Origin of the sequence: Kitasatospora sp. MAP5-34 (assembly GCF_029894335.1) — a bacterium.
GTDB lineage: Bacteria > Actinomycetota > Actinomycetes > Streptomycetales > Streptomycetaceae > Kitasatospora.
This window is the reverse complement of sequence record NZ_JARXZC010000015.1, coordinates 73,288-95,807: the sequence shown is the minus strand read 5'-3', so window position 1 is coordinate 95,807 and position 22,520 is coordinate 73,288. Positions and strand designations below refer to the sequence as shown.

Below are 22,520 nucleotides of genomic sequence, written 5' to 3'. Positions count from 1 at the left end.
TCCCGGGCGGGCGGACACCCCCGGCGGCCCAGCGCGATCGTCACCCGGGCCGGTGGGGCGGCCCGGGTCAATGCCCGGTCAAATCTCTTGGCTGTGAGTGTTCCCAGTATTGTTGCCGACCCTGGGCGTGCGCTTTGATGAGCGCGGGTCAAGTTCCGGCCGGGAGAGTGCACCTTCCTGCCGTCGTACGACGGCCCGCAGTTCTGGCCAACCCCCAAGCACCACGTCCGGCCCGTTCCGGTGGCTGACGATGTCGGCTGCCCAACTTCCGGACGGCAAGCCCCTTTTGTTCCCCCCACAGCACCAAAAGGAGCTCAGGATGCGCAGCATGCGCGAAGACCGTACCCCCACCACCGGCACCAGCCGCTCCCGGCGGCTCCGGCACACCGCCGCCGTGGCGGCCGTCGCCCTCGGGACGCTGATCGGCACGGCCACCAGCAGCAGCGCCGCGCCACTCGCCGCGCAGGGCGGCTCCGTCGCCGGCCTGCACACCGTGCGTACGCACGGTCAGGTGATGCACGTCCAGACCAACGGGCGGCACGGTGTCGTCCCCATGCGGCACGCGGGCGCCACGCCGCAGACCGCAGGCCACGCCACGGCCCGCACCGCAGCCCGGCCGGCCGCCTCCGGCGGCCTGGTCTACGGTGGCGGCCCGGTCCAGCACCAGGTCACCGTCTACCTGGTGTTCTGGGGTAACCAGTGGGACAGCGACTCCAACGGTGTCCAGCAGTACGAGCAGGGCCTCTTCGGCGGGCTGGGTACCTCGCAGGACTCCTGGTCCACCGTCACCTCCCAGTACACCGACAGCAGCGGCGCCGGTCCGTCCTTCAACGGCGCTGTGCTCGGCGGGAGTTGGGTGGACGACGGGTCGGCCGCTCCCAGTTCGGCGGCCCAGGCCGACATCGCGGCCGAGGCGAACGTCGGCGCCGACCACTTCGGGGTCTCCGGCAACGACGTCCAGATCGTCGTGATGAGCCCGAGCGGCACCTCCCCGGACGGCTTCCCCAACTCCGGCTTCTGCGCCTGGCACGACTACAACGGCAACGTGCCCTACACCAACATGCCGTACGTGCTCGACGCCGGCTCGGGCTGCGGCGCCGGCTCGGTGCAGAGCCAGCTCGACGGCTTCAGCATCGTCGAGGGCCACGAGTACGCCGAGACGATGACGGACCCCCAGCCCTCCAGCGGCTGGGTGGCCTCCGACGGCGAGGAGAACGGCGACCTCTGCGCCTGGCAGAACCTCGGCGCGATCAGCCTGCCGACCGGTTCGTTCGCCATGCAGCCGACCTGGAGCAACAACGCCGGCGGCTGCGCGATGTCCAGCTGACGCACCCGGACAGCAGGAGGGTCCCGTCGCTGCAGCGGCGGGACCCTCCCGTCTGTCCGTCAAGCTGCCCGTCCGTCGACCTGTCCGCTAATCGGTCTGCCGGACGAGGGAACCGGTATTGGCCCGGCCGCGTCACATCGGTGCTCGTCCCCCCGGGCCGGAGTCCGAATCCGGCGCCGGGGGACCCGTACCGTTCGAAAGGCAGACCATGATCTCGCAGACCAGCCGCAGCCTCACCGCAGGACGCCGCCGCCGGCCCCGCCTCGCCGTCACCGTCGCGCTGGGCGTCGCCGCCGCTCTGTCGATGGCGGGCTGCGCCTCCGGGACGGGGCAGCCCGGGCCGGCGAAGGGCCCCACCACAGCACCATCGGCGGCGGTGGCGGTCGGGACGCCGAGTGGGACGCCGACCGGGACGCCGGTGGCCGGGGCGACGGGGACGCCGACGCCGGCCGGGACGACGCCCGGGGCGCCGGCCGGGACGACCGTCGCGCTGACCGAGCACGACTCGGGGCGCACGGTCACCGTCCCGGTGGGCAGCACCGTCCAGCTCGTCCTGCACAGCACCTTCTGGGCCGGGCCGACGAGTTCCGCGCCCAAGCTCCTCTCAGCCGCCGGCACCCCCGCGAGAGCGGCCGGTTCCGGTACCGGGTGTCACCCCGGGTCCGGCTGCGGCACCGTCACGGCGGGCTTCCTGGCCCGCTCGGCCGGGACCGCCCAGCTCACCTCCATGCGGACCAGCTGCGGCGAGGCCATGGCCTGCACCCCGGCCCTGGCGAACTTCGCCGTCACCGTCGTGGTCGTCGCCCACTGAGGGCGTCCGCCAGCGGGCACTTGATCAGCCACAGAACAGGGGCGCGAGGCTCTGCTCGATGAGCAGAGCCTCGCGCCCCTCTGGGTTACTCGGCCCGACCGGAGGTCAGGGAGCGGAGTCCTGCACGTCGGGGCTCTTGCTGTAGGCCTTGACCGGGGTCATCCCGACGCCGTTGATCGCCACGGTGTCCTCGTGGCTGACCTGGGTGCAGGAGCTGGAGTCGTCGGCGGTCTGCGCGCTCGCGTCGCTCAGCGCCGCCTTGGTGTCGACCTGGGTGGGCGCGGCGGGCGCGCCGCCGACGTTGGTCCCGCTGGTCCAGTCGGTGCCGATGACCAGGGAGACCCCCGGGCCCTCGCCGGGCTGGACGGCGGACGCGGGCAGGCCCACCGAGGCGGCCACCTCGAGGGCGTCCGCCTCCCGGCCGGCCACGTAGGTGACGACGGTCTTCGAGGTCTTGGTGGTGCTGACCCCGGTGGTCTTGGAGCTGTAGCCCTTGGCGATCAGCGCGTCGGCGATCTCCTTCGCGCGCCCGGTCACCTCGCTGCCGTTCTTCACGTGGACCGCGATCTGCCCGGCGGGGGCGCCCGACGGCTGCGTCGGAGCCGACGGCACGGTGGCGGGGGCGCTGGAGGGCGCGGCGGTGGCCTGGGCCGCCGCCGCGGTCTTGTCCCCGTTGCTGTTGGTCAGCGACTGGTCGTTGGTGATCGCGTCGAAGAGGTTGTGCGCGGTGGGGGCGGCCAGCACCCGGCCGTCCTCACCCCTGACGGTGTCGGGGACGTTCTGCATCGTGGTGAAGGTGATGCGGCTGGCCGGCACCTTGTTGAGGTCGTCCGCGAGCCCGATCAGCTGCGGGATGCCGTTGAGCCCGTTGTCGACGGTGAGCGCCTTGGTGGCGGCGTCGGCGAGGGAGAGTACGGCGCCGGGGTTGGTGAGGGTGCCGGCGCTCTTGAGCTGACGGACCATCGAGCCGATGAACGAGTGCTGGGCCACCGTGCGCCCGAGGTCGCTGCCGTCGCCGAAGCCGTGCCGGGAGCGGACGAACTGCAGGGCGGCCATGCCCTTGAGGGTGTGGGTGCCCTTCTTGAGCTTGAGGTGCGAGTACGGGTCGTAGACGTCGTCGCTCACACAGACCGGGACACCGCCGACCGCGTCGGACATCTTGATCACGCCGCTGAAGTCGACGGTGACGAAGTGGTCGATGGGTATGCCCGTGAGCTGGTGCACGGCGGCGACGGTGCAGCCGGGTCCGTAGTCGAGGGTGCTGTTGATCTGGCCCCGCTGGGCCTTCATCGACGTCTTGTCCTTGGTGTCGTTGCAGGCCGGCAGCTCGGCCATGGTGTCGCGGGGGACGCTCATCACGGTCGCATTGGAGCGGTCCGCCGAGACGTGCAGGACCATCTCCACGTCCGCGTTCGCGCCGGCTCCGCAGTCCCCGCCGATCGCGCAGTCCTCGGGGTTGTCCCGGGTGTCGGAGCCGATGACCAGGATGTTGATCGGGGTGCGGCCGAACGCGTCGGGCTTCTCGTGCCCGGCGTCGCCGGTGGCACCGGCGAACAGCGCGCTGCTGTGGATGTTGCCGGAGAGCTTGTTGTAGAAGTACGCGGCGCCACCGGCCGTCACCAGCACGAGGCCTGCCGTGGAGATGGCGACGATCCGCAGGGCCCGCCTGCGCGGCTTCTTACGGCCCGTGCGGCCCGCGGCCCGCCCACCTGTCGGTAGGGGGACGTTCGCACCGCCGGGGCCACGACGCCTGGACTGGGAGTCGCCCGCCTGTATCTCGGTCATGCCCGTACTTCCTCATTCCTCGACCGGTCCAACATGCCCCGCCCCTTCAGCGGCCCGGTGCCCCGCTGGTATCGGCCCGGCAGTCCGAATTCGGGCTACGCCGTTCCGGTGCCAGGGACGCCGCGCGGCCCGTCATCGGTTGCACCAGTCGGGCAACCTAGCAAGGTTCCCTGAGAAGCACTGTGGCGCACGTCCCCCACCGGGAGCCGGCGCCCGCGAGTCCGCCGGCTGGTCGGCCGGGTCCCGATGGTCCGCGCGCGTCGCCCGGTACGCCCTCCCCCAGCCTCCGGCCGGGGGACCCCCATGGCGGAGGCCGACGGGCGACGGCGGAGTGACAAGTCTGACGCATCAGCAGGCGCGGCCTTCGCGCGGGGCGGTGGCGGGGCGTCCGGGTCTCGGAGACGACAATTTCCCGTTAAGAATGAGGGGCTGAAGGGCCGGATCCGTTCTCTCGCTCGGCCGCGTGCGCTAAGCAGATCATGTGCATTAAGGCGGCGTAAATAACCATGTCGCCAACGCGAGGTGGTGAACATCACCTCGCAGGTCAACGAGGGCGTCCTCGTCGACACCGAAGGGACGAAGTATGAGTGCGGCGCCGGATCGCCCCGGTAGTGCGACCACGGAGCCGATAGCGCTCCCGGGGGCTGTCGAGATTCCCGAGAGTTTCGGGTACCGGCTGAAGAAGGCGCTGTTGGGGCCGCCGTTGGTGACCTCGGAGCTGCACAACGAGAAGCTCTCCAAGCCGATCGCGCTCGGCGTGCTGGCGCCGGACTGCATCAGCTCCAGCGCGTACGGCACCGAGCAGATGCTGATCCAGCTGATCCCGGCGGTCGGTGTGGCCGGCTTCGCACTGGTGATGCCCGTCACCGGTGTGATCCTCGCCCTGCTCCTGCTGCTCACGCTCTCGTACCGCGACGTCGTCATGACGTACACCAAAGCGGGCGGCTCGTACGTGGTGGCGCGGGAGAACTTCGGCCCGAGGGTGGCCCAGATCGCGGCGGTCGCGCTGCTCATCGACTACATCGTCACGGTGGCGGTCCAGACCGCCGCCGGTACCGACGCGGTGGCCTCGCTGCTCCAGCTGCTGCTGCACACGAGCATCGACCACGAGAAACTGTGGATAACCGTCGGCGTCGTCATCCTGCTCTGCTACGGCAACCTGCGGGGCATCCGGGAGGCCGGCCGGGCGTTCTCGCTGCCGACCTACCTGTTCATCGCGGCCACCGGGCTGACGGTCGTCGTCGGCGTCTTCCGGCTCTTCGTCGGCGGCCTGCCGCACCTCAGTGACGCGGACCTGCACGCCCCTGGCGTGATCCCGATCGGCCACCCCGGCAGCGGCCTCATGATGGGCGCCTCGCTCTTCATCATGGCGCGGGCCTTCGCCAACGGCGGCTCCTCCCTCACCGGGCTGGAGGCCATCTCCAACGGCGTCAGCGCCTTCCGCGAGCCGCAGGGCGCCAACGCCCGCCGCACGCTGGTGATCATGAGCTGCACCCTCGGTGTGCTGGTGCTCGGCGTGTCCACGCTGGCCTGGAAGACCCACGCGGTGCCGTTCGCCTCCGGCAGCCCCACCGTGCTCGCCCAGGAAGCGCATCTGGTGTTCGGGCAGAGCGGCTTCGGCAACGTGATGTTCGCCTTCGTCCAGATCGCCACCGCGTTGATCCTCTACACCGGCGGCAACACCTCGTTCAACGGCTTCCCGTTCCTGGCCAGCTTCGTCGCGGAGGACTCCTTCCTCCCGCGCCAGCTCACCCTGCGCGGCCACCGGCTGGCGTTCTCCAACGGCATCGTGGTGCTGACCGTCGTCTCGCTGATCCTGCTCATCGCGACCGGCGGCGACCTCACCCGCCTGGTGTCGCTGTACGCGATCGGCGTCTTCACCGGCTTCGTGATGGCCGCCGCCGGACTGGTGAAGTACCACTGGACCCGCCAGGAGAAGCACCGCACGGGGAAGGTCGTCGTCAACGCCGCCGCCGCCGTCGCGTCGGCCGCCGTCGTGGTGATCTTCGCCGTCACGAAGTTCACCGAGGGCGCCTGGATCGTCGTCGTGATCTTCCCGCTCGGCGTCTGGGCACTGATCCGCACCAACTCCCGCTACCGCGCCGAGAGCGCCGCGCTGCGCGCCGCGCCGGCCTCCGCCTCGTCCGTCGCCGCCCGCACCCGCAGCGTGGTCTTCGTCCTGGTCGACCGCCTCGACCTGGCCGTCATCAAGGCGCTGCACCACGCCCGCAACCTGCACCCGCACGAACTCCGGGCCATCCACTTCGCGATCGACGACCGCCAGGCCGAACAGCTGCAGCACACCTGGGAGGCCAGCCGCGCCGCCGACGTACCGCTGGAGGTCATCGACTGCCCCGACCGCCGGATCCACAGCGCCGTGGCCGATCTCGCCGCGCGCGCGACGGCCAACGGCCGCGCCGAGGTGACGCTGCTCATCCCACGGCGGGCCTACGGTCCGCTGCTCGGCCGGCTGCTGCACGCCCGGGTCGGCGACGCGATCGCCCAGGCGGCCAGCCGCCTGCCGCACGTCGCCGCGACCATCGTGCCGTTCGACGTCGGCCAGGCCATCGAGGACCTCGGGGGCGGCACCTCCACGGCCGTTCCGGCGGTTGCCGGCGCCGGCGCCGACCGCACCGCAGGGCGCCGTACGGGCGCCGCGCGCCGACGGGCGACCGCGCCGTCGGCCGCCGTGGACGCGCGCCGGATCGAGGCCGCACCGCGCGGTGACGGCACCACGGCGGTGGCCGACCTGGTCTGGCGCGAGCGGGCCAGCGTGGAGGGCCTGGTGCGGTCGGTCAACGTGACCCCCGTCTCCGGGACGCCGCGCCTGGAGTGTGAGGTCTTCGACGAGACCGGTGGCATCACGCTGGTCTTCTACGGACGCCGCGCGGTCACCGGCATCCAGCCCGGCGCCCGGGTGCGCGCCGAGGGGATGGTCGGCAACACCGACGGCTACCTGACGATCGCCAACCCGACCTACTACCTCTTCCCGAAGACCCAGGGTTCCGAGACCGACTGACCCCTGCTCACCCCCCACCCGCTCAGGGCACGTCACCGACCGGTGACGTGCCCTGAGCAGTAATTCTGGTGCCCGCCGGGTGTGACCGAAAGGCCGGGCCGACCCGTACTGAAAGGAGGAGCGCGCCGAGGAGCGGGCTCGGACGTCCGGCGTGCCGGCGACACCGAAGGACACCTCAGGATGAAAGATCTCCGCACCGGTCTGAGCGAAGAACTGTCGGCGCTCGACCCACCGCCCCTGGGCGATCTGGTCGGTACGGCCGTCCGGCAGGGGCGCCGGGTCCGCCGGATCCGCACCCTCGCCACCGTGGGCGGGTCGGCCATGGCAGTGGCCGCCATCGCCACGCTGCTGGCCGTCACCCTGGGCGGGCCGGCCGGCGGCCAACGGCCCACCCGACTCGGCGCGGCGGCCGCGCCTGCCGCGCCCACTACCCGTGTCCCGGCCGCCTCCTCCACCCCGGCCTCGACACCGTCGGCCCCAGCCCCGACGGTCACCGCCGCAGAGGCGAGCGTCCGTACCACCGGGCCGGCGCTGCTGGCGGCGCTCCTCAAGGCGCTGCCCCGGACCGAAACCTTCGATCATTTCGCCGCCACCAGTGGCGAGAGCCCCGCCGCCCAGACCTTCCTGACGGACGGTCGCGGCACCGGGATGCTGCGGGTCTTCCTCGGCACCGCCACGGACCAGGTGCCGTGCCGCCTCCCCGACGAGTGCTTCACGGACAGCCGGGGTCAGCAGGTACGGGTCAGCCACCTCGCGGACAACTGCGTCGAGAGCACCTACGTGAGCGTCGAGCACCCCGACGGCACGGCGGTCACGCTCCTGGTGAGCACCTGTCTGTCCTGGAACGGCAGGCAGAACCAGCCCGGGATCGCGGCGCTGACGGTCGAGCAGGCGGTGGCGATCGCCGGAGATCCCTCGATCAGCAACCAGATGGCCGCAGGTTTCGTCCAACAGGCGAACGATCGTTACCGCGGCCTCTCCGAGGTTTCCTGATACCTGGCGCGGTGTTGTGGCCCACGCCCGGACCGGGCGTCGGCGGCCCGCACCCGCCCCACCCGACGCAGCACCGAACGGGGTCCCCAATTGCGTGACGAAGCAGACTTCACCGCCTTCGCCGAGGCCGGCGCGATCCGCCTTCGCCAGATCGCCTACCTGATGTGCCGGGACTGGCACCTGGCCCAGGATCTGACCCAGACGACGCTCACCAAGATGTACGTCGCCTGGGACCGGATAGCCCGGAAGGACGGTGACCCCTTCGTCTACGCCCGCAAGGTGCTCCTCAACTCCCTCGTCGACCACCGCCGCCTGCGCAGCACCGGCGAGGTCGCGACCGACCGGCTGCCGGACCGGCCGAGCTCGACGGACACCACGGCCGTCCGGCTCACCCTGCTGGAGGCGCTCGCCCTGCTGCCCGAACGGGACCGCGCGATCGTGCTGATGCGCTACTGGGAGGACCACAGCGTGGAGACCACGGCGGAGATCCTCGGCGTCAGCAGGTCGGTGGTGAAGATGCAGAGCATGCGCGCGCTCTCCGCGCTCCGCGCCCACCTCGGCGCGGACCGCGAGCTGATGTTCGGTTGAACTTGCCACCGCCGGGTAGTGGCTGACACACCGTCCGCACTGACACACCGTCCGCATCCTGGCAGGGCATGGTCAAAAGGCGGGTCCGACTGGTAGTCATGGGCGCACGGGGTTCACGCAGGCTTCGCCGCCGCGTTCCCCGCGCGCCTCGGTCAGTTCTCGCGCGCCTGACGAGACTGTCCCGGCAGCCGTCCGTCCCGACCCGGATGACCAGGAGAAACCCACTCTCATGACCGACCTGAACCGTCGACGATTCATACAGCTGGCCGGCGGCACCGCCGCGATCTCGATGCTCTCGACCAGCATCGCCCGCGCGGCGGAGATCCCGGCGAACCGTCGGACCGGCAGCCTGCAGGACGTGGAGCACATCGTCGTCCTGATGCAGGAGAACCGTTCCTTCGACCACTACTTCGGCACGCTGCGCGGTGTGCGCGGCTTCGGCGACCCCCGGCCGGTCGCCCTGCCGAACGGGAAGCCGGTCTGGTACCAGTCCGACGGTACGAAGGACGTGCTGCCCTTCCGGCCGGAGGCGGACAACCTCGGCATGCAGTTCCTGGAGGACCTGAACCACGACTGGAACGGCACCCACCACGCCTGGAACCAGGGCAAGTACGACAAGTGGGTGCCCGCCAAGACCGCCACCACGATGGCCTACCTCACCCGCGAGGACATCCCCTTCCACTACGCGCTGGCCGACACCTTCACCATCTGCGACGCGTACCACTGCTCGCTGCTCGGCCCGACCGACCCGAACCGCTACTACATGTGGACCGGGTACGTCGGCAACGACGGCACCGGCGGCGGCCCGGTCATCACCAACGCCGAGGCCGGGTACTCCTGGACGACCTACCCCGAGCGGCTGGAGCAGGCCGGCGTCAGCTGGAAGATCTACCAGGACGTCGGCGACGGCCTCGACGCAGGCGGCGGCTGGGGCTGGATCCAGGACGCCTACCGGGGCAACTACGGCGACAACTCGCTGCTGTACTTCGACAACTACCGCAACGCCAAGCCGGGCGACCCGCTCTACGACAAGGCCCGCACCGGCACCGACGCCAAGGCCGGGCAGGGCTACTTCGACCTCCTCAAGGCCGACGTGACGGCGGGCAAGCTGCCGCAGGTCTCCTGGATCGTGGCGCCCGAGGCGTTCACCGAGCACCCCAACTGGCCCGCCAACTACGGCGCCTGGTACATCGCGCAGGTCCTGGACGCACTGACGGCCGACCCCGAGGTGTGGGCGAAGACCGCGCTCTTCATCACCTACGACGAGAACGACGGCTTCTTCGACCACGTCGTGCCGCCCTTCCCGCCGTCCTCGAAGGCCCAGGGGCAGTCGACCGCCGACACCACCCAGGAGATCTACCAGCCGAAGAGTACGGGCGGGAACGTCGCCGGTCCGTACGGCCTCGGGCAGCGGGTGCCGATGCTCGTCGTGTCGCCCTGGAGCAAGGGCGGTTACGTCTGCTCGCAGACCCTGGACCACACCTCGATCATCCAGTTCATCGAGCGGCGCTTCGGCGTGCACGAGCCCAACATCTCGCCCTGGCGGCGGACGGTGTCCGGCGACCTGACGGCGGCCTTCGACTTCGGCCGGAGCGACTCCTGCGTCCCCGAACTGCCGGACACCAGCGGCTACCTGCCGCCGGACCGCCTGCGCCACGCCGACTACGTCCCGAAGCCCCCGGCCGACCCGGCGATGCCCCGGCAGGAGTCCGGGCTGCGCCCGACCCGGCCGCTGCCGTACGACCTGGCGGTCGACGGCCGGGCCGGTGCGGACGGCCGGCTGCGGCTCGACTTCGCCAACCACGGCGGGGCCGGCGCGAACTTCCACGTGACGTCCGCGACCGACCAGGCCGGGCCGTGGACCTACACCGTCGGGGCCGGGCGGCAGCTGTCCGACAGCTGGAGCGCGGGGGCGTACGACTTCTCCGTGCACGGGCCGAACGGCTTCCTGCGGCAGTTCAAGGGGCAGGCCCCGGGTCCGGAGGTGACGGCTCGTCAGGACGGTGGCGGCGGCTCGCTCCGGCTGGTCCTCAGCAACCCGGGCAGCAGGCCGGTCAGGCTCACCGTCCAGGACGCCTACGGCAACGACCGCCCGGCCCACTACCAGCTCCGGCCCGGTGCGCAGGCCGTCCACGCCGCGCACCCGCGCGGCAGCCACGGCTGGTACGACCTGTCGGTCTCCTGCGACCAGGACAACGGCTTCCTCCGCCGCCTGGCCGGCCACCTCGAGACCGGCCGGCCCGGCCTGAGCGACCCGGCGACCGCCACGAGCTGAGCCGAGCGGCGCGCGGCTCAGCTCGACGAACTGCGTGCGCGAGACCGGCCGGCCGGAGGTCCAGAGGTCGGGACGTCCGGACGTTAGGACGCGAGCAGTGAGAAGGGCCGGGGTTCAGTGGGCGGGCCCCGGCCCGGTCAGCAGGCGGCCAATACCTCAGCCAGGTAGTCGACGATGTGCGCGGCATCCTTGTGCCCGGGATCGAGGTCCGGGTTGTAGTCCGCCACCGAAATGCCCACGCAGCCCGGCGAGCCGGCCGCGACAGCGCTCAGTTCAGTCAGTTCGGCCCAGGTCAGGCCGCCTGGCTGTGGGCAGTCGATGCCGTCGATCTGATCGGTCGCCAGCACGTCCAGATCGATGTGCAACCACCAGGCCGGGCTCGCCGCCCCGACTGCGGCCGCCGCCTCTGCGGCGCGGACCGCGATCTGCCCGGTCAGTTCGGCGTCGGACGCGAACCACACCCTGCCGCGCAGCGACGCGACGCCGTTCTCGCTCAGTTCCTCGAGGTCGCGAGCGCCGAGGATCGCGGTCGCCGTGGGCTCCAGGAGCGGTACGATCCCAGCCAGCTCGGGCGGGAGATCCTCCGCCGCTACCAACCCCAGAGCGATGCTGATTTCACAGTCCGCGCCCTCACCTGTCAACGACTCCAGCGGTGGCCAGGCGTCCTCGTGTCCGTCGGCAAGCACCAACCCGGCCGAGCCGTGCACGTCCCGCACCGCAGCCAGCATCCCGAGCAGCATGGTGCAGTCCCCACCCGTGACAACCGGGAACCGGCCGGCCGTCAGGATCCGCCGGGTGGCCTGCCGTACGTCGCCGACCATCCGCACCAGGGCGTCCTGTGCGACCAGTCCGGAACGTGGATCGCGCTCGGTACTCCCCTGCGCCATGACCACGCTGATGTCGCCACCGTCGGCGACCTCGTGGCGCTCGCCGAGCCGCTCGACCAGCCCGGCCTGGCGCAGGGCCGCTGTGGCCCCGGCGCACCCCGAGGTCAATCCGGCTCCGTCGAACGGCACCCCTATTACTTCGATCTGCATGGCAGTCAGCCTGCCATGCAGCGTCGACGCTTGTCACGAACCAATGCGGGGGAGGAGCCGGGCGCCGTGGCCTCGGTGACGGGCATCAACGAAGGCGGCCACGGCGCCCGGAGTTGGGGGCGGAGAAGAGGGCGGATCGGCTACGGAGCGGTCGCATCGGCTGTTGACCGGTCGGGCTGCCCGGACTTGGTCGACGGGACCTTGGCGGGCAGCCCCCGTGAACCTGCGGTGACCAGCAGCGCGGCCACGGCCGTGCAGGCCAGACTGCTCCGCAGACTGGTGGCCTGGGCGACGAAACCGACGAAGACCGGGCCGAGCAGGAGCCCCGCGTAACCCATCGCGGACACCTGTGCAATGGCTGCGTCGGCACGGCCGGGCGCAAGGCCCCCGGCCATCGACATCGACATCGGCACGATGACACAGACCGCGAGGCCGGTCAGACCGAAAGCCGCGACGGCGGCCATCGCGGACGGCGCGAGGACAACCGCGAGAATTCCCAGCGCACTTGCCAGCCCGGCGGCCGTGAGAGGACCACGGCAGCCGAAGCGGTCGCTCAGCCGGTCGCCGAAGAGCCGGCCCGTGAAGGTGGCGAGTTCGAAGACGGGGTAGGCCGCCGCTGCCATCGCCGGAGCCGCGTGCAGGTCCCTGGACAGCAGCAGACCGCTCCAGTCGCCGACCATCCCCTCCAGCAACAGGCCGGCGAACGCGATCACGCCGATGAGATAGATCACGCGAGGCAGCCCTCGGCGGTCGCCCGACTCCTCCTGCTCCGACTCGCCCGGAAGGTACGTCCTCCCGGCCAGCAGCACGACCGGGAGGCACGCACCCGCGACGCCCACGACCGAGGGCGTGTAGGCCACTTGACACGCCGCCAGGACTGCGGCCAGCACGCCACCCGTGACGGCTCCCGCGCTCCAGCCGGCATGAAGACCGTTCATGACGGAGCGTCCGGACAGCCGCTCGACCAGGCTGCCCTGGGCATTGACCATTGCCTCACTGATACCCGAGGTGACACCGAACAAGCCCGCCGCGCACAGCAGTAGCGGGAACGACGGGCTCAGCCCGATCAGACACGCCGCCACCGTCGCCAACGGCGCACCGAGGCGCAGCAGCGTCCGGCTCCCCAACGCGGTCACCAACCAGCGCATCACCTGGGAGGTGGCCAGCGCGGCTGTGCCCCAGGAGAGGATCACCAACCCCACCTGGCCCGTGCCGAGGGAGAGTTTCGCGGCAAGCCCCGGCAGCCGGGAAGCCAGGATGCCGTTCACGACACCGATCAGAGCGAAGGTCAGGACGGTCCCGACGTGAGCGCGACGCAGGGCGTCCGGCGGTGATATGGGCACGGAACGAACTTCCTCTGTCAAAGCCCACAGGACGGGGCAAAAGCGAAGGGCGACTGTCGTACGGGACGGGGGGCTACTGTCGCACACCTGCACGTCACAGGGAATCTTTTCTTTATCAACTACCTTGCCCGCAAGGCTTGCGGCCAACATCGCTGTTCTGCGTATGATCTCCAGAGTTTCGCCGGGTCGGCGGTCCGGTCACCGCCGTAGTTCGCCTGCCCACGAGCAGGGAACAGCGTTTCCCACCCCCGCGCCGAGACGGCGCACCCCATCGAGGGCCACGCGGCAGCACTGCAACAGTTGACGTGAAGGAGCTCTGCTTGCTCTCCCAACTGCACGACCCCCACTTGCGCGCCTTCGCCAGCGACAACTACGCCGGCGTCCACCCCGAGTTACTGGCCGCGATCGCCGTCGCCAACGGCGGCCATCAGACGGCCTACGGCGAGGACGTCTACACCGGACGTCTGCAGGACGTCGTGCGCGCCCACTTCGGCCCCACGGCCGAGGCCCACCCCGTCCTGACCGGCACCGGCGCCAATATCGTCGCCCTGCAGGCGATGACCCCGCGCTGGGGAGCGGTGCTGTGCGCCGCCACCTCCCACCTGCACACCGACGAAGGCGTTGCGCCGGAGGCAGCAGCCCGTACCAAGCTGATCGTCGTGGACAGCCGGGACGGCAAACTGACGCCCGAACACATAGCCGCCCACGCCTCGGCGTTGGGAGACGAGCACAGGGCGCAGCCCAGTGTGGTGTCGATCACCCAGGCGACCGAACCGGGTACGGTGTACACACCGCAGGAGACCGCCGCTGTCAGCGCGGCCGCCCACGCGAACGGCATGACCGTCCACCTCGACGGCGCGCGACTGGCGAACGCCGCCGCAGCGCTCGACGTCCCGCTCCGGGCCCTGACCACTGATGCGGGCGTCGACGTGGTCACCCTCGGCGGTACCAAGAACGGGATGCTCTTCGGTGAAGCGGTGGTCGTCCTCGACCCGGCCGCCGTCGACGGGCTCGCCTTCGTCCGCAAGACATCGGCCCAACTCGCCTCCAAGATGCGCTTCGTGTCGGCGCAGTTCATCGAGCTGCTCGGGTCCGACCTGTGGCTCCGCAACGCCCGCCACGCCAACGCCATGGCCGGGCTGCTGGCCGAACGGGTCCGCCGTCTCCCCGGCGTCGAGATCGTCCGGCCGGTCCAGGCGAACGCCGTTTTCGCCGTCCTGCCCCGCGAGGTGACCACCCGGCTGCAGAAGCGCTTCAACTTCTACACCCGAGACGAGCGGACCGGAGAGGTCCGATGGATGTGCTCCTTCGACACCACCCCCGACGACGTCGAGACCTTCGTCCGTGCCATAGCCGAGGAACTGGGTGTCCAGGGCTCCGACCACGAGGGAGGACAGCAGTGACCAGCCCTACCGTGCACCAGGTGCCGTTTCGCGGACGGCGCGAGACCGAGGCGCCGCTGACCTGGGGCCAGCAGTGGATCTGGGCCCTGCTCCGGAACGCCGGCGAAGAGGACAACGACTACAACATCGTCGGCTCGTTCGAGGTGCCCCAGGATCTGCAGCTCACCCAGGAACTGTGCGAGGAGACGCTCTCCTTCTTCCTCTCCCGGCACGAGTCGCTGCGCACCGTGATCGCCACCGGCCCGGACGGCCCCTACCAGCACGTCCTGCGTGAGGGCCGCCTGGAGTACCAGCTCGTCGCGCTCGACACCGCGACGCGGCTCCCGCAGGCGGCCGCCTCCTGGTCCGCCGATTTCGCCGCACGGCGCTTCGACTTCGCCACCGAACTGCCGGTACGCCTGGTCCTGTTCAGCTTCGGCGGGTACGTGCGCGCGGGCGTCTACGTCTTCTCGCACCTGGCTGTGGACTGGCACGGCCTGCACTGCCTCCTCGACGAGATCCGCTGCCGCCTTCGCGGCGAGCCGCTCGGGCCCGACCCCGACGACGAGGCGACTCCGGCCGGCCTCGCGGCCTGGCAGGCCTCACCCGCAGGCCGGATCAGGCACGCGCGCACCCTCGCCCACCTGGAGAACCTCTACCGTGAACAGCCCCCGCTGCCACTGCCCGATGATCCGGACGGCCCGGGCGACGGCCCGCTCCACCTCCAGGCGCGGCTGACCTCGCCCGCCGCACAAGCCGGCGCGAGCCGGCTGGCCACAGCGCTGGGCGTCACCACCTCGGCCGTCCTGCACGGCACGCTGGCCGTCCTGCTGCGCGAGTTGACCGGCCGCGATCGCGTCGACTTCCAGCTCACCAGCTCACAGCGCTTCACCCGCACCACCCGGACGATGGTCGCGACCCTCGTGCTGGAGGGCTACTTCTGCGTGGACGTCGCCGACGCGCGCCCCGAGGACGTCATCCGCCGCTGCTGGTCCTCCGCCGTCACCGCCCACCACAACGCCGGATGCGACATGGCGGGCTTCGACGAACTTCTGGCCCGGCTCGGAAACGGCCCTGACCAGCCGCTCCGCGTGGGCGACTACTGCTTCAACGACAAGCGCATGGACCTCGACCCCGGCCCGGTCGACCCTGCGGCGCACCTCGCCGACCTGCTGCGCCACTCGGAACTGACCTGGCCTCAGGTCACGGAGAAGGAGCCTTTCTACGTCGTCGTCGACAACGACGGCGACGCCCTCGAAATCTCGCTGACCTTCGACACCCGCCACCTCTCGGCGGCCGGGGCCGAGAAGTTCCTGCGCGGCCTCGAACTCCTCATTGTCCAACTCGCCGACGACGGCGTCTGATCCGGCCGCCCGGCGAAGCACCAGACCCGACAGCAAGGAAACGCATAGCTATGGACGAGTCCGGCTTCGACACGATGCTCGCGCGTCTCGCCGAGAAGTCACGCGACGAGCACTACAACCCCTACACCAAGTTCTCGTGGCCCGAGCAGGTCAGCGAGGACGAGTGGTGGATGCACCCCGACTACCTCACCGTCGCCGGCACCGGACTGGTCGAGGACGAGAAGACCCTCAAGGCCCTCGCCCGCAGCGAGACCGTCAACTTCTTCAGCCTCCACGTGAACGGCATCCGCGAGTTGATGATCGAGGTCAGCAAGCGGATCCACACCCCCGGGTACGCCGACTACAACGAGTACCTGCACCACTTCATCGGCGAGGAGAACGCACACATGTGGTTCTTCGCCGAGTTCTGCTACCGCTACACCGGCGGTATCTACCCGGAGGCGGCCTCTCCGCTGCGCCGGGACGGATTCGGCGACGAGTGGGACGACGTCGTCGTCTTCTCCCGCATCCTGATCTTCGAGGAGATCTTCGACTACTTCAACAGCCGGATGGGCAAGGAGCCGCTCATCCCGGACATCCTGCGCGAGATCCACGCCGCCCACCACCACGACGAGAGCCGCCATGTCGCCTTCGGCAAGCAGCTCGTCAAGCGCCTCCACGAACGTGCCTGCGCCGCTGCGCCCGAGCGCCGCGACGACATGGAGAAGTACATCAAGGACTACATGACCCACTCGGTCCGCAGCCTGTACAACCCCCAGTCCTTCAAGGACGCCGGACTTCCCAACCCTCTCGAGGTCCGCCGCAAGGCCATGGCGCATCCCGTCCGCCGCGAGTTCCACACCAAGGTGATGGCCCGAGTCGACCGGTTCTTCACCGGTGCCGGCATCTTCTCCACCCCGTGGGAGGCCTGAGATGACCGCCAGCACCGACACCGCCATGGACACCGTCCTGGAGTTCCTGCGGCAGTGCAACGCCGAGGTCGACACGATCGACTGGGAGCGGGACCTGATCGACGCTCGCATCCTGGACTCCATGGCCTTCGTCGAATTCCTGCTGGTCATCGAGGAGGTCACCGGCACCCCCGTGGACCTTGCCACCACCGACGTGAACACGCTGCGCACCCTGAACGGCATCAGCGCCACCCTCACGGAACGGATCACCGCACGTGACTGACTCCCGCCTGCAGACCTTCGCCCCCGTCGGCGTCCGCGACGGCCTCGTCACCCTCGGCCCCGCCGCCCTGCGCGTCCGCGCCGCTCTCGAAGCGGTCTTCACCGGCTGGGCGGCCCGCGTGGGCGCCGACGAGGTTCAGCTGCCCCCGCTGATCCGAGTGGGCGACCTGGCCCGCTTCGACTTCTTCGCGAACTTCCCCCACCTGGCCCTCGCCGCCGCCGCAGTCAGCACCGCCCCGGACGCGGGCCTTCCCACCCGGGGCGTGCCCGCCGACAGCCGCCTGACCGGCACTCAGCTCGACGGCGCGGAGTACGTCCTGCCGTCAGCGGCCTGCTACAACGCCTACCTAGCCCTCGGCGGCGCACGCCTGGAGGCGCCGGTGAAGCTCACCACCGTCGCCCAGTGCTTCCGGCGCGAGCGCGAGTACCAGGGACTGCGGCGGCTGCACGGCTTCACCATGCGGGAGATCGTCGCCGTCGGCGACCCGGACACGGTGAAGGCACACCTGGCCGAACACAAGGAACTGATCGCGGACTTCGCCGACCACCTCGGCCTCGCGCTCACCACCGAGGTGGCGACCGACCCCTTCTTCGACCCGGACGGCGCCAAGGCCGTGATGCAGCGCCTCTTCCCGACGAAGGAGGAGTTCGTCTCCGACAGCGGCATCGCCATCGCCTCGGTCAACTACCACCGCAACTTCTTCGGCGAACGAGCCGACATCCACCTCGGCGGCGAACCCGCGCACACCGCGTGCGCCGCCTTCGGCATCGAGCGGTGGCTGCACGTCCTCGCCGACCGCTTCGACCAGGACTGGGACGCCGCGGAGAAGGCGATCCGCAGCTACCCGGGCGCCGACGGCGGGCCCGGACCCGGGACCACCGCGCCGGGAGCGGCCCGATGACCGCGCTGCGCGCCCCGGCAGCCGGCGCATCTCAACTGCTCATGCCGGCCGAGTGGGAACCCCACCAGGCCTGCCTGATCGCCTGGCCCACCGGTCCGTCCCAGTGGGGCGACACCTTCGACTTCGACGCCGTCGAAGCCGAGTACGCCTCCGTGGTACGGGCGATCGCCGCTTTCGAGCCGGTCACGGTCGTCGCACGCCCTGGCGCCGCTGCCCGGGTCCGCGACCTGTGTGGGGTGCCCGTCGAGGTGGTCGAGCTTCCGCTGGACGACTCCTGGATCCGGGCGACGGGCCCGATCTTCGTCCACGGCCCGGGCGGTCCGGTCGGCGTGGACTTCCGCTACAACTCCTTCGGGGAGCGGTTCCATCCGTACGACCAGGACGACCGCCTGGCGATGCGTCTGTTGCTTGCGCTCGGCGTCGACCGCCGCGCCACCATGACCGTCCTCGAGGGCGGCGCGATCAGCGTGGACGGCGAGGGCACCCTGATCGCCACCGAGCAGTGCCTCCTGAACGCGAATCGGAACCCTCGCCTCGGGCGCGCCGACCTCGAGGCCGAACTGGCCGCGCTGCTCGGAGCCGTCAAGATCATCTGGCTTCCCTACGGCCACCTGGCGGGCGACACCGACGGACATGTCGACCACGTTTGCCAGTTCATCGCCCCCGGACGAGTCCTCGTCGAGTCGGCGGGCGACCCCTCGCGTGCGGATCACGCCCGTCTCCTGGCCAACCGTGCCGTTCTGGAGGCGAGCACGGACGCGGCAGGGCGGCTTCTGGAGATCCTCGAACTGCCCCCGCAGGAGCGGATCCGCGTGTTCGGCCAGGACACCGTGGTGAACTACATGAACTTCTACGTCGCCAACGGCGGCGTGGTCATGCCCCTTGCCGGCACAGCCACTGACGACGTGGCCCTCGCGGCCGCCGAACTCGCCTTCCCCGACCACAAGGTCGTCGGCGTCGAGGCCCGAGCCCTGGCGCTGGCCGACGGTGGTATCCACTGCATCACCCAGCAGGTGCCCAAGGCCCGCGACCACGCCCGATAGCCGATCACCACGGTCGGTGAACCAACAATCCAGAGGGGCGACTGCTCGATGGTAGTGCTAGGCGCTGAGATACCTGCCGAACTGCTTGCCAGGGTGCAGGCGTGGCTGCACCGCGATGTCGGCTGCCTCATCGGCCGCGTCGAATACGCCAAGGACCGGTTCGCCATCGGCGCGGTCAACAGCCGGGCGGAGCTCATCGAACTCAGAGCACTGTTCGGGGAAGCGCTTGCCACCGGCGAGGTGCTGTCCTGCCTCGTGCTGCTGGAGCCCGGCAACGCCGCGCTGCCCGGGCTGCCGATCTCGGAACTCGTCCGCTACCTCGATGACAAGTACTTCGCGGGTACGGAGGAGGCCGGGGCCCGTCGTGTCGAGATGGCCGAGGCCGTGACCTACAACCTCTCCTACCACCTGAGGTGCCCGGTCACCGGCGCGGAGACCGCCTTCGGAGACTTCGACCAGGTGGCGTTCTATCCGCAGGCCGTCGACAAGGGCGACCCGCTCTACGACCCTTCCATGTACGCCCCCTTCGTCTGCGTGAACATCACCTCCGACGCGTACGGCTTCGCGATGATCGCCGAAGACCGCAGAGCGCGGGGCGCGCGATCCGACCGCCCTTTCCACTCGCTGGACAAGGCCGAGCGGCACGAGATCTATGATGCGGCCCTCCGAGAATTCCAGAAGCTGGCCGAGCGCACGATCGAGAACTACGGCCGGGCCACCGACCCGGCGGTGCTCACGCCGATCTGCTTGACGGACGGCGCCACGCACTACATCGCCCAGCACGACGAATCCGCGTTCGTCGAAACCATGAAGCGCCCGTTCCGCAGCGAGATGCCGTGCCTCTACGTGCCGCGCATCATCGCGCAGTGGGAGCTGCACTTCGAGCTCGGAATCCAACCCGACATGTCCGCCATATACTCCCCGGCCGTGCCGGAGCTCAACTCCTGAATTCGGCTCGTCCCGCGTGGAGTCCGGCACTCGGCAGCAAGCCTTAAGAAACGGAACCTTTGATGAACCATCCGAAGTACGCACAGGTGAGCGGCCCGGTTGTGATGATCGGGTTTGGATCGATCGGGCGCGGGGTGCTCCCGCTCGTACTGCGCCATCTGGACATCACGCCTGCCCAGGTCACTGTCGTCGCACCGAACGATGACGGTGACCACATCCTCAAGGAATACGGTGTCAAGCGGATCGACTGCGCGCTCACCGCGCAGAACCACCGCGAGGTTCTCACTCCGCTCCTCGACAGCACGTCCGGGACCGCCTTCTGTATCAACCTGTCCGTCGATACGTCATCTGTGGCCATCCTGCGTCTCGCCCGCGAACTGGGCGCGCTCTATGTCGATACGGTGATCGAGCCGTGGGCCGGCCTCTACGACAATCCCGACCTGCCACTGGCCGACCGCACAAACCTCGCCTTGCGCGAGACTCTGCTCGCCGAGCGACGTGCTCGTCCCGGTGGGAAGACGGCGGTCTCGGCGTGTGGAGCCAACCCGGGCATGGTGTCCTGGTTCGTGAAGCAGGCGCTGCTCGACGTGGCCGACAAGGTCGGCCTGGGAGGCGCGGTGCCGTCCGACAGGCAGGAGTGGGCGCGGCTCATGGAGCGGGTCGGCGTGCGCGGCATCCACATCGCCGAACGCGACACGCAGCGTCCACGGCAACCGCGCTCGCTCGGAACCTTCGTCAACACCTGGTCGGTCGAGGGATTCATCGCGGAGGGGCTTCAGCCTTCGGAGATCGGCTGGGGGACCCACGAGAAGTGGCTTCCGCCGTCGGCGCAACGGCACCAGGATCCGCTTGCCGCCACGATCTTCCTCGACCAGCCGGGCGCAGCAACGCGCGTGCGTACCTGGTGCCCGACCGCCGGACCGCAGCACGGCCTGTGCGTCACGCACAACGAGGCGGTTTCGATCAGCGACTACTTCTCGGTCGTCGACGGGGATTCGGTGCGCTACCGCCCGACCTGTCACTATGCATACCAGCCGTGCGACGAGGCGTTGGCGTCCTGGCATGAACTGCTGGGCAGCGCGGGCACCTTGCCCGAGCGGCACCACATCCTTGATGTCGACGAAATCGCCGATGGTGTCGACGAGCTCGGCGTGTTGCTCTACGGGCATGAGCTCAACGCGTACTGGTACGGATCCAGGCTGTCGAATGACGAAGCCCGCAAACTGGCTCCTCATCAGAACGCCACCGGACTGCAGGTGACTTCCGCAGTCCTCGCTGCCATGGTGTGGGCCATCGAGAACCCTGACGCCGGGATCGTGGAGGCCGACGAGGTGGACTTCCGCCGCTGCCTTGAGATCCAGAGGCCCTACCTGGGTCCTGTGGAGGGTCACTTCACCAACTGGACGCCGCTCACCGGTCGATCGAAGCTCTTCCACGACGATGTCGACGAGTCGGACCCGTGGCAGTTCCGAAACGTGCTTGTTCGCTGATCCTGGATCCACTGCCACGCAGTAGGTTCGGGGACTGGAAGCGGAGCATCAGCCACCGCGCCAGTCCCCGAACCTGTTCAGTCCGCCGTCGGGTGGTCGTCCGGGCTGACGGCGATGTGGTCGGTGCCGAGGTCGACGGCTACCCGGTGCTCCATGCCGAGCGCCTCCAGGAAGTTGGCGGGCAGCTGGACCCGGCCGGTGCGGTCGAGCATCACGTACTCGCGCTCGCTGACCGACTCCTCGCCGTGCTCGTCGGTGACGGTGCGGCGCAGCACCTCGCTGCTGGTGCGGCCGTCGCGGATGGCCACCGTCCGGCGGACCTCGCCGGCCACCATCGGGTCATGGGTGACGATGACGACGGTGGCGCCCAGTTCGCGGTTGACCGTGCGGAAGGCTTCGAAGACCCCGGCGCCGGTCTCGGAGTCCAGCTCGCCGGTGGGCTCGTCGGCCAGGAGTACCGCCGGGTCGTTGGCCATGGCCACGGCGATGGCCACCCGCTGCTGCTGGCCGCCGGAGAGCTGCGCCGGGCGGCGGTGGGCGAGTTCGCCGATGTCCAGCGCCTCCAGCAGCTCGGCCACCCGGGCCGCGTGCCGCTTCGCCGTGCCGCTCGAGCGCCTCTCGTCACGCAACTGCATGGGCAGCGCTATGTTCTGACTGGCCGTCAGAAACGGCAGCAGGTTCCGGGCGGTCTGCTGCCAGATGAAGCCGACCACCTCCCGGCGGTAGCGCAGCCGTTCCTTCGCGGTCATGCCCAGCAGGTCGCAGCCGGCCACCCGGGCCTGGCCGGCCGACGGGACGTCAAGGCCCGCCAGGATGTTGAGCAGCGTCGACTTGCCACTGCCGGAGGCACCGACGAGCGCGATCAGGTCGCCCTTGTCGACCAGCAGGTCGAGGCCCTGGAGGGCCTGCACCTCGACCCGGTCCGCGCTGAAGATCCGTACCAGCCGGTCGCAGACGATCGCCGCGTCGGCGCCGTAGGCCCGGGGCGAGGCAGCGGCCAGCGCCCGGTCCTGTAGTTCGGCGAGGGTGGCCGGGGCGGCC

General features: G+C 70.2%; 17 protein-coding genes and 1 pseudogene. 14 read left to right on the top strand and 4 right to left on the bottom strand.

Annotation, left to right across the window (positions count from 1 at the left end):
• Positions 1 to 319 precede the first annotated feature (319 nt).
• Positions 320 to 1,327 carry a hypothetical protein gene (locus tag P3T29_RS15175; RefSeq protein WP_280716958.1) on the top strand — a complete coding sequence of 336 codons (1,008 nt, stop codon included), beginning with the start codon at positions 320 to 322 and terminating at the stop codon, positions 1,325 to 1,327.
• A 208-nt stretch (positions 1,328 to 1,535) separates the two neighbouring features.
• A complete protein-coding gene (locus P3T29_RS15170; RefSeq protein WP_280716957.1) occupies positions 1,536 to 2,138 on the top strand; it encodes a hypothetical protein in 603 nt (200 codons plus the stop codon).
• 105 nt (positions 2,139 to 2,243) lie between these two features.
• Here the strand turns inward: P3T29_RS15170 and P3T29_RS15165 are convergent, their stop codons facing one another.
• Positions 2,244 to 3,923, bottom strand: a complete 1,680-nt coding sequence (locus P3T29_RS15165; protein ID WP_280716956.1) for an LCP family protein — start codon at positions 3,921 to 3,923, stop codon at positions 2,244 to 2,246.
• A gap of 628 nt (positions 3,924 to 4,551) precedes the next feature.
• Between P3T29_RS15165 and P3T29_RS15160 the strand changes: the two are divergent.
• The 4 genes and pseudogenes from P3T29_RS15160 to P3T29_RS15145 all read left to right on the top strand — a co-directional run.
• Positions 4,552 to 6,492 (top strand): annotated as a pseudogene (locus P3T29_RS15160) (APC family permease); the annotation flags it as partial.
• A gap of 630 nt (positions 6,493 to 7,122) precedes the next feature.
• Positions 7,123 to 7,935 carry a hypothetical protein gene (locus tag P3T29_RS15155; protein ID WP_280716955.1) on the top strand — a complete coding sequence of 271 codons (813 nt, stop codon included), beginning with the start codon at positions 7,123 to 7,125 and terminating at the stop codon, positions 7,933 to 7,935.
• Between the two features lie 90 nt (positions 7,936 to 8,025).
• Positions 8,026 to 8,523, top strand: a complete 498-nt coding sequence (locus P3T29_RS15150; protein ID WP_280716954.1) for a SigE family RNA polymerase sigma factor — start codon at positions 8,026 to 8,028, stop codon at positions 8,521 to 8,523.
• 229 nt (positions 8,524 to 8,752) lie between these two features.
• Positions 8,753 to 10,798, top strand: coding sequence for a phospholipase C, phosphocholine-specific (locus P3T29_RS15145; RefSeq protein ID WP_280716953.1), 2,046 nt, complete (start codon positions 8,753 to 8,755; stop codon positions 10,796 to 10,798).
• Positions 10,799 to 10,935: 137 nt separating this feature from the next.
• Here P3T29_RS15145 and P3T29_RS15140 read toward each other — a convergent pair whose 3' ends face one another.
• A complete protein-coding gene (locus P3T29_RS15140; RefSeq protein ID WP_280716952.1) occupies positions 10,936 to 11,835 on the bottom strand; it encodes an arginase family protein in 900 nt (299 codons plus the stop codon).
• 140 nt (positions 11,836 to 11,975) lie between these two features.
• Complete coding sequence (locus P3T29_RS15135) at positions 11,976 to 13,178, bottom strand: MFS transporter (protein WP_280716951.1); 1,203 nt, start codon at positions 13,176 to 13,178, stop codon at positions 11,976 to 11,978.
• A gap of 320 nt (positions 13,179 to 13,498) precedes the next feature.
• On the opposite strand from P3T29_RS15135, the gene P3T29_RS15130 reads away from it, so the two are divergent.
• From P3T29_RS15130 to P3T29_RS15095, 8 genes are all read left to right on the top strand, one after another.
• Positions 13,499 to 14,581, top strand: a complete 1,083-nt coding sequence (locus P3T29_RS15130) for a beta-eliminating lyase-related protein (RefSeq protein ID WP_280716950.1) — start codon at positions 13,499 to 13,501, stop codon at positions 14,579 to 14,581.
• Complete coding sequence (locus P3T29_RS15125) at positions 14,578 to 15,924, top strand: condensation domain-containing protein (protein ID WP_280716949.1); 1,347 nt, start codon at positions 14,578 to 14,580, stop codon at positions 15,922 to 15,924. The genes P3T29_RS15130 and P3T29_RS15125 overlap by 4 nt, the downstream gene beginning before the upstream one ends.
• Before the next feature lie 50 nt (positions 15,925 to 15,974).
• The gene (locus tag P3T29_RS15120; protein WP_280716948.1) at positions 15,975 to 16,835 is read left to right on the top strand and encodes a diiron oxygenase; all 861 of its coding nucleotides are present in this window, start codon (positions 15,975 to 15,977) and stop codon (positions 16,833 to 16,835) included.
• Between the two features lies 1 nt (position 16,836).
• The gene (locus tag P3T29_RS15115; protein ID WP_280716947.1) at positions 16,837 to 17,097 is read left to right on the top strand and encodes a phosphopantetheine-binding protein; all 261 of its coding nucleotides are present in this window, start codon (positions 16,837 to 16,839) and stop codon (positions 17,095 to 17,097) included.
• Positions 17,090 to 17,998, top strand: a complete 909-nt coding sequence (locus P3T29_RS15110) for an aminoacyl--tRNA ligase-related protein (RefSeq protein WP_280716946.1) — start codon at positions 17,090 to 17,092, stop codon at positions 17,996 to 17,998. Before P3T29_RS15115 ends, P3T29_RS15110 begins: the two co-directional genes overlap by 8 nt.
• The gene (locus P3T29_RS15105) at positions 17,995 to 19,041 is read left to right on the top strand and encodes an agmatine deiminase family protein (protein WP_280716945.1); all 1,047 of its coding nucleotides are present in this window, start codon (positions 17,995 to 17,997) and stop codon (positions 19,039 to 19,041) included. The genes P3T29_RS15110 and P3T29_RS15105 overlap by 4 nt, the downstream gene beginning before the upstream one ends.
• Positions 19,042 to 19,134: 93 nt before the next feature.
• Complete coding sequence (locus P3T29_RS15100) at positions 19,135 to 19,989, top strand: hypothetical protein (protein WP_280716944.1); 855 nt, start codon at positions 19,135 to 19,137, stop codon at positions 19,987 to 19,989.
• A gap of 62 nt (positions 19,990 to 20,051) precedes the next feature.
• On the top strand, positions 20,052 to 21,479 hold the full coding sequence (locus P3T29_RS15095; protein ID WP_280716943.1) for a saccharopine dehydrogenase C-terminal domain-containing protein: 1,428 nt from the start codon (positions 20,052 to 20,054) through the stop codon (positions 21,477 to 21,479).
• A 77-nt stretch (positions 21,480 to 21,556) separates the two neighbouring features.
• Here P3T29_RS15095 and P3T29_RS15090 read toward each other — a convergent pair whose 3' ends face one another.
• The gene (locus P3T29_RS15090) at positions 21,557 to 22,480 is read right to left on the bottom strand and encodes an ABC transporter ATP-binding protein (RefSeq protein ID WP_280717005.1); all 924 of its coding nucleotides are present in this window, start codon (positions 22,478 to 22,480) and stop codon (positions 21,557 to 21,559) included.
• Positions 22,481 to 22,520 lie beyond the last annotated feature (40 nt).

Coding starts and splice junctions, on each gene's coding strand:
- P3T29_RS15105 (WP_280716945.1), top strand. CDS start 17,995: ATGACCGCGCTGCGCGCCCCGGCAGCCGGCGCATCTCAACTGCTCATG.
- P3T29_RS15155 (WP_280716955.1), top strand. CDS start 7,123: ATGAAAGATCTCCGCACCGGTCTGAGCGAAGAACTGTCGGCGCTCGAC.
- P3T29_RS15170 (WP_280716957.1), top strand. CDS start 1,536: ATGATCTCGCAGACCAGCCGCAGCCTCACCGCAGGACGCCGCCGCCGG.
- P3T29_RS15095 (WP_280716943.1), top strand. CDS start 20,052: ATGAACCATCCGAAGTACGCACAGGTGAGCGGCCCGGTTGTGATGATC.
- P3T29_RS15115 (WP_280716947.1), top strand. CDS start 16,837: ATGACCGCCAGCACCGACACCGCCATGGACACCGTCCTGGAGTTCCTG.
- P3T29_RS15145 (WP_280716953.1), top strand. CDS start 8,753: ATGACCGACCTGAACCGTCGACGATTCATACAGCTGGCCGGCGGCACC.
- P3T29_RS15175 (WP_280716958.1), top strand. CDS start 320: ATGCGCAGCATGCGCGAAGACCGTACCCCCACCACCGGCACCAGCCGC.
- P3T29_RS15165 (WP_280716956.1), bottom strand. CDS start 3,923: ATGACCGAGATACAGGCGGGCGACTCCCAGTCCAGGCGTCGTGGCCCC.
- P3T29_RS15140 (WP_280716952.1), bottom strand. CDS start 11,835: ATGCAGATCGAAGTAATAGGGGTGCCGTTCGACGGAGCCGGATTGACC.
- P3T29_RS15120 (WP_280716948.1), top strand. CDS start 15,975: ATGGACGAGTCCGGCTTCGACACGATGCTCGCGCGTCTCGCCGAGAAG.